This window comes from Stenotrophomonas sp. HMWF003 (assembly GCF_003061285.1).
Taxonomy (GTDB): domain Bacteria; phylum Pseudomonadota; class Gammaproteobacteria; order Xanthomonadales; family Xanthomonadaceae; genus Stenotrophomonas; species Stenotrophomonas maltophilia_AP.
Genome location: NZ_QAIW01000458.1, coordinates 1 through 10705 on the forward strand (window position 1 = coordinate 1; position 10705 = coordinate 10705).

The 10705-nt window shown below is 68.5% G+C and carries 12 protein-coding genes; 6 read left to right on the top strand and 6 right to left on the bottom strand.

Annotated features, from left to right (window positions below; genetic code table 11):
* From DBR34_RS20300 to rph, 6 genes are all read right to left on the bottom strand, one after another.
* A partial coding sequence (locus DBR34_RS20300; RefSeq protein WP_128098118.1) for a DUF1631 family protein occupies positions 1–927 on the bottom strand: 927 nt, incomplete at its 3' end.
* A 200-nt stretch (positions 928–1127) separates the two neighbouring features.
* A complete protein-coding gene (hemW, locus tag DBR34_RS20305) occupies positions 1128–2345 on the bottom strand; it encodes a radical SAM family heme chaperone HemW (protein WP_128098119.1) in 1218 nt (405 codons plus the stop codon).
* Positions 2342–2905 carry a hypothetical protein gene (locus DBR34_RS20310; RefSeq protein WP_128098120.1) on the bottom strand — a complete coding sequence of 188 codons (564 nt, stop codon included), beginning with the start codon at positions 2903–2905 and terminating at the stop codon, positions 2342–2344. The genes hemW and DBR34_RS20310 overlap by 4 nt, the downstream gene beginning before the upstream one ends.
* On the bottom strand, positions 2902–3495 hold the full coding sequence (rdgB, locus tag DBR34_RS20315; RefSeq protein ID WP_181394091.1) for an RdgB/HAM1 family non-canonical purine NTP pyrophosphatase: 594 nt from the start codon (positions 3493–3495) through the stop codon (positions 2902–2904). The genes DBR34_RS20310 and rdgB overlap by 4 nt, the downstream gene beginning before the upstream one ends.
* The gene (locus DBR34_RS20320; RefSeq protein WP_128098122.1) at positions 3492–3878 is read right to left on the bottom strand and encodes a VOC family protein; all 387 of its coding nucleotides are present in this window, start codon (positions 3876–3878) and stop codon (positions 3492–3494) included. Before DBR34_RS20320 ends, rdgB begins: the two co-directional genes overlap by 4 nt.
* A complete protein-coding gene (gene rph / locus DBR34_RS20325) occupies positions 3875–4603 on the bottom strand; it encodes a ribonuclease PH (RefSeq protein WP_128098123.1) in 729 nt (242 codons plus the stop codon). The genes DBR34_RS20320 and rph overlap by 4 nt, the downstream gene beginning before the upstream one ends.
* Positions 4604–4726: 123 nt before the next feature.
* On the opposite strand from rph, the gene DBR34_RS20330 reads away from it, so the two are divergent.
* The 6 genes from DBR34_RS20330 to DBR34_RS24345 all read left to right on the top strand — a co-directional run.
* A complete protein-coding gene (locus tag DBR34_RS20330; protein WP_038686490.1) occupies positions 4727–5587 on the top strand; it encodes a YicC/YloC family endoribonuclease in 861 nt (286 codons plus the stop codon).
* Entirely contained in the window at positions 5584–6249 is a 666-nt protein-coding gene (gene gmk / locus DBR34_RS20335; RefSeq protein ID WP_128098124.1) for a guanylate kinase, read from the top strand. The genes DBR34_RS20330 and gmk overlap by 4 nt, the downstream gene beginning before the upstream one ends.
* Positions 6250–6361: 112 nt before the next feature.
* Complete coding sequence (rpoZ, locus tag DBR34_RS20340) at positions 6362–6661, top strand: DNA-directed RNA polymerase subunit omega (RefSeq protein WP_005410877.1); 300 nt, start codon at positions 6362–6364, stop codon at positions 6659–6661.
* Between the two features lie 203 nt (positions 6662–6864).
* The gene (locus DBR34_RS20345) at positions 6865–9024 is read left to right on the top strand and encodes a bifunctional (p)ppGpp synthetase/guanosine-3',5'-bis(diphosphate) 3'-pyrophosphohydrolase (protein ID WP_128098125.1); all 2160 of its coding nucleotides are present in this window, start codon (positions 6865–6867) and stop codon (positions 9022–9024) included.
* Positions 9025–9338: 314 nt separating this feature from the next.
* Positions 9339–9731 carry a RidA family protein gene (locus DBR34_RS20350; RefSeq protein WP_038686492.1) on the top strand — a complete coding sequence of 131 codons (393 nt, stop codon included), beginning with the start codon at positions 9339–9341 and terminating at the stop codon, positions 9729–9731.
* A 1-nt stretch (position 9732) separates the two neighbouring features.
* Positions 9733–10705, top strand: a 973-nt coding sequence (locus DBR34_RS24345; RefSeq protein WP_258224201.1) for an OB-fold nucleic acid binding domain-containing protein, incomplete at its 3' end; no start/stop codon positions are given.

Consider the following 10705-nt stretch of genomic DNA (forward strand, 5'->3'; position numbering starts at 1 on the left):
TGCGGGCGCGCTACCTGCGCCAGTGGCAGGCGAGGGTGGGCCGGGACGCAGCGAGGTGGGCAGGTCGCCCATCGCTTCGCTGGTCATCGCCGCCCACCCGCTGTTGCGGGCCGATCCGCTCCAGCCGGTCAGGGGGCGATTGACCTTGCCGCCTTCACGCGCGGGGCCGCTGCGTTCGGGGCCGGTGACGATACGCCGGGTCGTGGCCGACCGCGCCAGGTAGGGGGTATACACCAGGCCGGGCAGGATGCCTTCGTGGCCCAGCAGGATATTGGCGCGCTCCAGCAGTTCGCCCAAGCGGTCGATCAGCTGGCGGTCGAACACGCGGTAGAGCGCCAGCTGGGTCTCCAGCCCGAGCTCGAAGCGTTCGCCCAGTTCCCGCACGATCCGGCACAGGACATGCGGGCCGAACGGCAGGTCTTCGACGTCGAACTCCGGACCGGCGGCGAGCACCGCGAAGCGTTGCCCCAGCAGCTGCAGGGCGCTGGCCGAGCGTTGCGCCTCGCGGCGGATGATCTCCACCAGCACGATGTCGCGGTCGATATCGGTGTCGGCGACCAGGGTCAGGGTACTGGCGGTGAGGGTGCTGGCCGCCGGGGCCGGCACATGGCGCACGCGCGGCTCGCGCAGCTGGGCCAGGGCGTGCCCCAGTGCCTCCAGGAACAGCGGGGCGAACTGCGCGTTGACCTCGTGCAGGCGCCGGGTCTGGGCGTAGATGTCGGCCTGGATCTGGCTGTTGCGCGCGCGCTCGGCATCGCGGAACAGCTCGCGTTCCAGTTCGACGATGGTCAGTTTCAGCGGCGTGGCCAGGGTCTGCGCGGCCAGCGCATGCAGCGACGCCAGCAGGCGGCGCACGCGCGGCGGTGCGGCCACGTGGGCGAAACGGGCCGGGTCGGTCTGGGACGATGAAGGTGCGGACGCAGACATCCGTTGTGGTTCCGGCTCACCTGAGAGTAAGGAATCTAACGGTTTCGCGGTGTCCCCGCCAGAAGGGATCCCCCGACACCCAGGCGCGGTAGCGCCGACCGTTGGTCGGCTGCCGTGCCGGCATTCCGCACCTGCGCCGGGAACAGCCGACCAACGATCGTCGGGCTGCCATGTGCTGCGCAGCCGACCAACGGTCGGCTCTACGCGGGGAGGAACAGTTCGACCACGTCGTTGGTGAAGCGCCGGCCCAGCTCGGTGGGGCGGGCGTGGTCGCCGTCCAGGGTCATCCAGCCGCGCTGGATCGCTGCCTGCAGCGGCACGGCGATGCTCGCGCGCTCCAGCCCGGTGCGCGATTCGAAGTCCTTCAGGCTGAACCCTTCGTGCAGGCGCAGCAGGTTGAGCATGTACTCGAACGGCAGGCGCTCGCCATCGATCACGTCATCGCCGCCGATCGCCGCGGCCGTGCCGGCAGCATCCATGAAGGTCTGCGGGTGCTTGTGCTTCCAGCGCCGCAGCACGTGCTGCTCGGCACCGCTGCTGATCTTGCCGTGCGCGCCCGCGCCGATGCCCAGGTAGTCGCCGAAGCGCCAGTAGTTCAGGTTGTGCGCGCTCTGCCGGCCCGGCTTGGCATAGGCGCTCACCTCGTACTGGGCGTAGCCGGCCTCGGCCAGCAGCGCCTGGCAGTGCTCCTGGATGTCCCACGCCGAATCTTCGTCGGGAATGCCCTGCGGCGGCCGCGCGAAGAACACCGTGTTCGGCTCCAGGGTGAGCTGGTAGTGCGACATGTGGGTGGGCTGCAGCGCGAACGCGCGTTCCAGGTCATGTTCGGCCTGGGCCAGCGTCTGCTGTGGCAGCGCGTACATCAGGTCGATGTTGAAATTGTCGTAACCCGCGTCCTGGGCCAGCTTCACCGCGCGCTCGGCTTCGCCACTGTCGTGGATGCGGCCCAGGCGCTTGAGCGCCTCGTCGTTGAAAGTCTGGATGCCGAAGCTGATCCGGTTCACCCCGGCCGCGCGGTAGCGGTCGAAACGGCCGTGCTCGGCGGTGCCCGGGTTGGTCTCCAGGGTCACTTCCAGGTTCGGCGCGAAGCGCAGCCGCGCCGATGCCGCCTGCAGGAAGCGGTCGATCGCCTCGGGTGGGAACAGGCTGGGCGTGCCGCCGCCGAAGAACACGCTGCTCACCACCCGGCCCCAGACCAGCGGCAGGTCCTGGTCCAGGTCGCGGATCAGGGCGTCGATGTACGCCTCGAACGGCAACTCACCCTTGGCCGCGTGCGAGTTGAAATCGCAGTACGGGCATTTGCGCACGCACCACGGCAGGTGCACGTACAGCGCCAGCGGCGGCGGAATCAGCCGCGGCGCGTGGTCGTGGTCGCCGGTGCAGACGTCACCGGGCGCGTGGTTGCAGGAGGCGTTCATGGGCGTTGCTGCGTCAGGTCGGACAAAGGGGCGGCGCCGTCGTCGGGCGCCAGCTCCACGGGAAGGGGTAGGTCGGGTTGGGCCGTGCGCACGGCGGCGGCGACGGCACGGAACAGCGCCAGCGCGCCCCCGTCGGCCACGTGGGTGTTCGTCAGCCTTACGTAGCGCCAGCGGCGGTGCGCGCTGGCACGCAGGGTCACGCCGAGGTCGCTGACCACCGACGTGGTGCTCCGCTGCCAGTTGCCGTAGTGCAGGGCGTCCACTTCACCGGCATGGAAGCGTCGTGGGCGCACCCAGTTGAACAGGCGCTGGACCTCGATCTGCCCATCGTCGCCAATGCGCACGCGCTGCCAGGTGAGCAGTGCCAGCAGTCCGGCGGACATCACCCACAAACCGACGACCATGCCGAACAGGAAGGCCCAAGGCGCCGGTTCGGCGCTGTTGAGGGAGAACAGCGCGGTGCCGCCCAGCGCCACCAACGTGCCGCCCATCACCAGGGCAAGCGTCGCCTGGTAACTGCGGGCGCTCGAGCGGAACTCACGGGCCGCCACGACGCTCATGCGGCGGCTAGGAACCCGCGCAGCCTGGCCAGCGCCAGCGCGCGATGGCTGATGGCATTCTTCTGCGCCGGGTCCATCTCCGCCGCCGTCAGGCCGTGCGTCGGGTCCAGGAACACCGGGTTGTACCCGAAGCCGTTGCTGCCGCGCGTTTCGTCCAGGATCACGCCTTCCCAGCTGCCTTCGCAGATCAGCGGCTGCGGGTCGTTGGCGTGGCGCAGCAGCACGATCACCGCGTAGAAGCGGGCGGTGCGGCGGTCGGCGGGAATCTCGCGCAGCGCGTCGAGCAGCTTGGCGTTGTTGGCCGCATCGTTGGTCGGGCTGCCCGCATAGCGCGCGCTGTACAGGCCGGGCGCGCCGTCGAGCGCGTCCACGATCAGGCCCGAATCATCGGCCAGCGCGGGCAGGCCGGTGACGGCACTGGCGTGGCGCGCCTTGATCAGCGCGTTCTCGACGAAGGTCAGGCCGGTTTCGGGCACGTCACTGACGCCCAGCTCGCCCTGCGCCACGATCTGCAGCGGCAGGTCGCCGAGCATGGCCTGCAGTTCCTTCAGCTTGCCGGCGTTGCCGCTGGCCAGTACCAGTGTCTTCATTTCGGCTCCAGCAGGTCCCAGGTGTTGCCGTACAGGTCGCGGAACACCGCCACGGTGGCGTACACCTCTTCGCGCGGGGTTTCCAGGAATTCCACGCCACGCGCGGTCATCGCGGCGTGGTCGCGCCAGAAATCGTCGGTGTTCAGGAAGAAGCCGACGCGGCCGCCGGTCTGGTTGCCGATCCGGCTGCGCTGCTCATCGGTACTGGCACGCGCCAGCAGCAGGGCCGCGGCGCTGCCGTCGGTCGGCCCCACCACCACCCAGCGCTTGTCGCCCTGGTCGATGTCGTCGATCAGGGTGAAACCGAGCATGCCCGTGTACCAGGCAATGGCCTCGTCGTAGTCGGCCACCACCAGGGTGGTCAGCGCGATGCGGCGGTTCATGCAGACGCCAGGGCGGCCTGCTGCGCCGCGAACAGGTCCTTGATGCCCTTCTCGGCCAGCACCAGCAGCGCGTCCAGCTCGTCGCGGCGGAACGCGTGGCCTTCGGCGGTGCCCTGCAGTTCGATGAAGCCGCCGCCGTCGTTCATGACCACGTTCATGTCGGTGTCGCAGTCACTGTCTTCGGCGTAATCCAGGTCCAGCACCGGGGTGCCGCGGTACACGCCCACCGACACCGCCGCCACCGCACCGAAGATCGGATTGCGCTTGATGTCGCCGCGCTTGAGCAGGAAGTTCACCGCGTCCACCAGCGCCACGTAGGCACCGGTGATGGCGGCGGTACGGGTGCCGCCATCGGCCTGCAGCACGTCGCAGTCCAGGGTGATGGTGCGCTCGCCCAGGGCGCCGCGGTCGATGCAGGCGCGCAGGGTGCGGCCGATCAGGCGCTGGATTTCCAGGGTGCGGCCGCCTTGCTTGCCACGCGCCGCTTCGCGGTCGTTGCGGGTGTGGGTGGAGCGCGGCAGCATGCCGTACTCGGCGGTGACCCAGCCTTCGCCCTTGCCGCGCAGGAAGCCGGGCACGCGGTTTTCCACGCTGGCGGTGCACAGCACGCGGGTCTCACCGAAGCTGACCAGTACCGAGCCCTCGGCGTGACGGGTGAAGGCGCGCTCGATGCGCACTTCGCGCAGCTGGTCGGCCTGGCGGCCGCTGGGACGGGTGTCGGACATGCGTTGGGGTTCCGTGGAAGCTGGGGGAACGCGACCATGCCCGCACCCCGAAGGGGCAGGCAGGGAGGCTCGAATGAGACCGCTAGGGTACCATTCCCCCTTTGGGAACATCGGAAACCCACCATGATTCGAAGCATGACCGCCTATGCCGGCGGCGAGCGCGCCACCCGCTGGGGCACGCTGGCCTGTGAGCTGCGCTCGGTCAACCACCGGTTCCTGGAGGTGGGCGTGCGCCTGCCCGACGAGCTGCGTGCGTTGGAACCGCAGCTGCGCGAGCGCGTCGCTTCCCGCTGCAGCCGCGGCAAGATCGACCTGGTCATGCGCCTGCGCGCGCCGGAGGTCACCGGTGCACTGGTGGTCAACGACGTGCTGCTGGCCCAGCTGGGCGAACTGGCCCGCCGCCTGGCGCCGGGCTTCCCCAGCCTGCAGGTGAGCTTCACCGAACTGCTGCAGGTGCCGGGCGTGATGCAGGGCGAGGCGGTGGATGCCGCTGCGCTGCATGCCGAGGCGCTGGCCCTGCTGGACGCCACCCTGGACGGCTTCGTGGCCGCGCGCGAGCGTGAAGGCGACAAGCTGGCCGCCGCCATCCAGGAACGCGTGGATGGGGTGGAGCGCATCGCCGCCGAGGTCACCACGCTGATTCCGCTGATCCGCGAGGGCCAGCGCACCAAGCTGGCCGCGCGCCTGGCCGACCTGCCGCACCCGGTCGATCCCGGCCGTGCCGAGCAGGAGCTGGTGATGTGGCTGCAGAAGCTGGACGTGGATGAAGAGCTGGACCGCCTGGGCAGCCACATCGTCGAAATCCGCCGGGTGTTCACCCAGCGCGAGCCGGTCGGCCGCCGCCTGGACTTCCTGCTGCAGGAGTTCAACCGCGAAGCCAACACGCTGGGCTCCAAGTCGGTGGACAGCCGCACCTCCAATGCCGCCGTCGAGCTGAAGGTGCTGATCGACCAGATCCGCGAACAGGTGCAGAACATCGAATGAGCAGCCAGCCCATGCCCGCCGGCGCGCCTGCGCGCGGCACCCTGTACATCGTGGCCGCGCCTTCCGGGGCCGGCAAGAGCAGCATCGTCAACGCCACGCTGGCACGCGACCCGCAGATCGCCCTGTCGATCTCGTTCACCTCGCGCGCCACGCGCCCGGGCGAGATCAACGGCGAGCACTATCATTTCGTCAGCGCCGAGGAATTCGAGCGGATGATCGCCGCCGGCGACTTCTTCGAACATGCCTGGGTGCATGGCGACTGGAAGGGCACCGCACGGCAGTCGGTGGAACCGCAGCTGGCTGCCGGCCAGGATGTCCTGCTCGAGATCGACTGGCAGGGCGCCCAGCAGGTCCGGCAGCTGGTGCCGGGCACGGTGACGGTGTTCATCCTGCCGCCGTCCAAACAGGCGCTGCAGGACCGCATGCGCAAGCGCGGCCAGGACAGCGAGGCGGTGATCGCCCAGCGCCTGTCCGCCGCGCGTGAAGAGATGCTGCACTTCAACGACTTCGACTACGTGATCGTCAACGAGGTGTTCGAGACCGCGGTGGACGAGCTGTGCGCCATCTTCACGGCCAGCCGGCTGCGCCGGGAGGCCCAGAAGGTCCGCCACGCGGGCCTGATCCAGGCGTTGCTAACCCAGGACGCGGCCCCAACTGACTGATTCCAAACGGGGTGCTAGCGGGTTGGCTTGATTTTGTCCAGCCCCCGCCGGTACAATCCGTCCCCTTTCCCTCATTCGATTGAGCAGCCCTCACCGGCTGCCGGGAGCCCGCATGGCCCGCATCACCGTAGAAGATTGTCTGGAAGTCGTGAACAACCGTTTCGAACTGGTCATGATGGCGTCCAAGCGCGCCCGTCAGTTGGCCAATGGCGTCCAGGCCACCCTGGACAACAGCGAAACCGAAGACAAGCCGACCGTGCTGGCGCTGCGCGAAATTGCCGCCCGCAAGATCGACAACGCCCTGATCGACGAAGTCGAGAAGGCCGAGCGCGAGCGTGCCGAGCGTGAAGCACTGGAATGGGCCGCTGCCGAAGTCGTCGCCGACGAAGACATGTCCAAGAACGACGACTGATCGCATCGCGCGAACCGGTTGTGGTTGCACGAACAGCCCGCCTTGGCGGGCTGTTCTGCGTCTGGGCCCCGGAAAACACCGGCACGCAACGACGCACGTTGATCGGTCCAACGCCGGTAGGCGACGACCGTGGGTCGTCGCGCCACCCTCCGGTCCCTGTTCAGATGTTTGCCGTTATCCCGCCGCTGGAATAGTCTTCCAGCATGAACCCAGGCCCCACTGCCAAGGTCGCCTCGCCCCCCGGCGCGGCCGTACCCGACTATGTCCTCCAGCTCGAACGCGCAGCGCATTACCTGCCGCCCGAGCAACTGCCGTTGCTGCGCCGTGCCTGGGAAGTGGGTGCCTCCGCGCATGCCGGGCAGACCCGCAAGTCCGGTGAGCCCTACATCACCCATCCGGTGGCCGTGGCCCAGGTGCTGGCCGAACTCGGCCTGGACGTGGAAGCGCTGATCGCCGCGATCCTGCACGACACCATCGAAGACACCCCGCTCACGCGCGAGGAACTGGCCGCCGAGTTCGGCGAAGCCGTGGCCGAACTGGTCGACGGCGTGACCAAACTCGACAAGCTGAAATTCCGCGACCGCCAGGAAGCGGCCGCCGAAAGCTTCCGCAAGATGTTGCTGGCGATGTCGCGCGACCTGCGCGTGATCATGATCAAGCTGGCCGACCGCCTGCACAACATGCGCACGCTGGGCGCGCAGAGCCGCGAAGCGCGCGGCCGCATTGCCCGCGAAACGCTGGAGATCTACGCCCCCATCGCGCAGCGGCTGGGCATGAGCCTGGTCAAGAGCGAGCTGCAGAACCTGGGCTTCAAGGCGCTGTACCCGTGGCGCCACGCCATCCTGGAAAAGCACATCCGCAGCCAGCCGGTGGTCCGCCGCGAGGCGATGGCGCAGGTGGAAGTGCAGCTTTCCCAGCGCCTGGCCAAGGAAGGGCTGGAGCACCGGCTGGTCAGCCGCATCAAGACCCCGTGGAGCATCTACAACAAGATGCACGACGAGAACAAATCCTTCGACCAGGTGATGGACGTCTTCGGCTTCCGCCTGGTCGTGCGCAGCGTGCCCAATGCCTACCACGCGCTGGGCGCGGTGCATGCCACCTTCAAGCCGCTGGACGGGCGCTTCCGCGATTTCATCGCGATCCCCAAGGCCAACGGCTACCAGTCGCTGCACACGGTGCTGTTCGGGCCGTACGGCTCGCCGATCGAAGTGCAGATCCGCACCGAGGAAATGGACCTGATCGCCGAGCGCGGCGTGGCCGCGCACTGGACCTACAAGTTCGGCGGCGACTCGCCCAACAGCGCGCAGAGCCGCGCGCATGCCTGGATCGTGGAACTGATCGATTCCCAGCGCGCCGCCGGGTCGTCGCTGGAGTTCCTGGACAACGTCAAGGTCGACCTGTTCCCGGACGAGGTCTACCTGTTCACCCCGAAGGGCAAGATCCTGGCCCTGCCGCGCAATTCCACCGCGCTCGATTTCGCCTATGCGGTGCACACCGACGTGGGCAACATGGCCGTGGCCTCGCGCGTGGACAAGAAACTGGTGCCGCTGCGCACCAAGCTGGTCAGCGGGCAGACGGTGGAAGTGATCACCGCGCGCTCGGCCACGCCCAAGCCGCAGTGGCTGGAGTTCGTGGTCAGTTCCAAGGCGCGCACCGCGATCCGCCACCAGCTCAAACAGCTGGAGCACGAAGACGCGGTCCAGCTGGGCCACCGCATGCTCGACCGCGCGCTGGAGGCGATGGACAGCTCGCTTGAACGCCTGCCCAAGGGGCGCCTGGATGCGTTCCTGGCCGAGCACCGCTACCCGCGCCTGGAGGCCCTGCTGGCCGAAGTGGCGCTGGGCAACTGGATGCCCAACCAGGCCGCGCAGGCGCTGATGGCCTACGCCGAGCTGCGGGGCGGCGCGCATTCCAAGCATTCGCAGGAAAAGATCCTGATCAACGGCAGCGAGCGCGGCGTGGTCAGCTTCGCCAACTGCTGCCAGCCGATTCCGGGCGACGACATCATGGGCTACCACACTGCCGGCAAGGGCATCGTGGTGCACCGCATGGATTGCCCGAACCTGGCCGAACTGCGCAAGTCGCCCGAGCGCTGGGTACCCATTGGCTGGGACACCACCGTGTCCGGCGACTACGACACCTCGCTGGTGGTGGAAGTGGAGAACGGCACCGGCGTGCTGGCCCAGCTGGCCGCGGCGATCGCGCAGAGCCACTCCAACATCGAGCGCGTGGACTACCTCGACCGCGATTTCAACGCAGCGGTACTGGCCTTCAACATCCAGGTCCGCGACCGCAACCACCTGGCCGAGGTCATGCGCAGGCTGCGGCGGTTGTCGGTCGTGCAATCGGTTCGCAGGCAATAAACCGCGTTCCGTAGAGCCGACCGTCGGTCGGCTGCACGGACACCGCGCGGCAACGATCACCCCACCGAGGTAGAGCCGACCGTTGGTCGGCTGCACGCACACCATGCGGCGATGATCGACATGGTCGGCCAGCCGACCAATCGTCTTCGTCATTCTCCGGCCAGCCGACCAATCGTCTTCGTCATTCTCCGGCCAGCCGACCAACGGTCGGCTCTACCTGAGATTTCGGCGTCGATCGCGGCGTTGGATGCGTCTGCGGGGACGGCGGGTCCGGCGGTACAATGGTGGGCCCACTTTTGTTCCCTGGAGCTCCCATGTCCCGCCAGATCATCACCAGCGCCAACGCCCCGGCCGCGATCGGTCCGTATTCGCAGGCCGTGCGTGCCGGCAACACCGTGTATTTCTCCGGCCAGATCCCGCTTGACCCGGCCACCGGTGACATCGTCGGTGCCGGCGACATCGAAGCCCAGGCCCGTCGCGCCTTCGACAACCTCAAGGCCGTGGCCGAAGAAGCCGGCGGTTCGCTGGACCAGATCGTCCGCCTCGGTCTGTACCTCACCGACCTGGCCGAGTTCGCCAAGGTCAACGCGGTCATGCAGGATTACTTCAAGGCCCCGTTCCCGGCCCGTTCCACCATCGAAGTGTCCGGCCTGCCCAAGGGCGCCAACTTCGAGGTTGATGCGGTGATGGTGCTCGACCAGGCCTGACGTGGCACGGTCACGGGCTCCTGCACCGGCGCTGGCCGCGGCCGGGGAAGCATCGTTGTCGATGCTTCCCGGGATCGGCCCGGCGGTGGCCACCAAGCTGGAGGCCCGTGGCCTGTCCTCGCTGCAGGACCTGTGGCTGCACCTGCCCCTGCGGTATGAAGACCGTACCCGGCTGACCACCATCGCCCAACTGCAGCCCGGCGTGGCCGCGCAGGTGGAAGGGCGGGTCAGCGCGGTCGAACGCGGCTTCCGGGGCCGCCCGGTGCTCAAGGTCGCCATCGAGGACGACTCCTACGGCACCCTGGTGCTGCGCTTTTTCCATTTCCGCTCGCAGCAGGTGGCGCAGTTCGCCGTCGGCGCGCGCATCCGCTGCTATGGCACTGCCAAGCCTGGCCATACCGGGCTGGAGATCGTCCACCCCAGCTACCGGGTGATGGGCGTCAACGACGATGACGATCTCGGCGACAGCCTCGACCCCGTCTACCCGGCCATCGAAGGCGTCGGCCCGGCTACCCTGCGCAAATTCATCGGGCTGGCGCTGGACCGGTTGCCGGAAGAATCCACGCTGGAACTGGTGCCGCCGGGCTGGTTGGCGGGCATGGGCCTGCCGTCGCTGCGCAGCGCGCTGCTGACCGTGCACCGGCCGCCACCGAATGCCGACCTGGCCGCGCTGGCCGCCGGCCGCCACCCGGCACAACGACGCCTGGCCATCGAAGAGCTGCTGGCCCACCACCTCAGCCTGCGCCGCCAGCGCATGGCCCTGCAGGCGCACCACGCGCCGTCGCTGCGCGGGCCGGGCGTACTGGTCAGGCAGCTGCGCGACAGTCTGCCGTTCCAGCTCACCGGCGCGCAGCAGCGCGTGTTCGAACAGATCCGCAAGGACCTCATCAAGGCGCACCCGATGCTGCGCCTGGTGCAGGGGGACGTGGGGTCGGGCAAGACCGTGGTGGCCGCCCTGGCGGCGATGCTGGCGG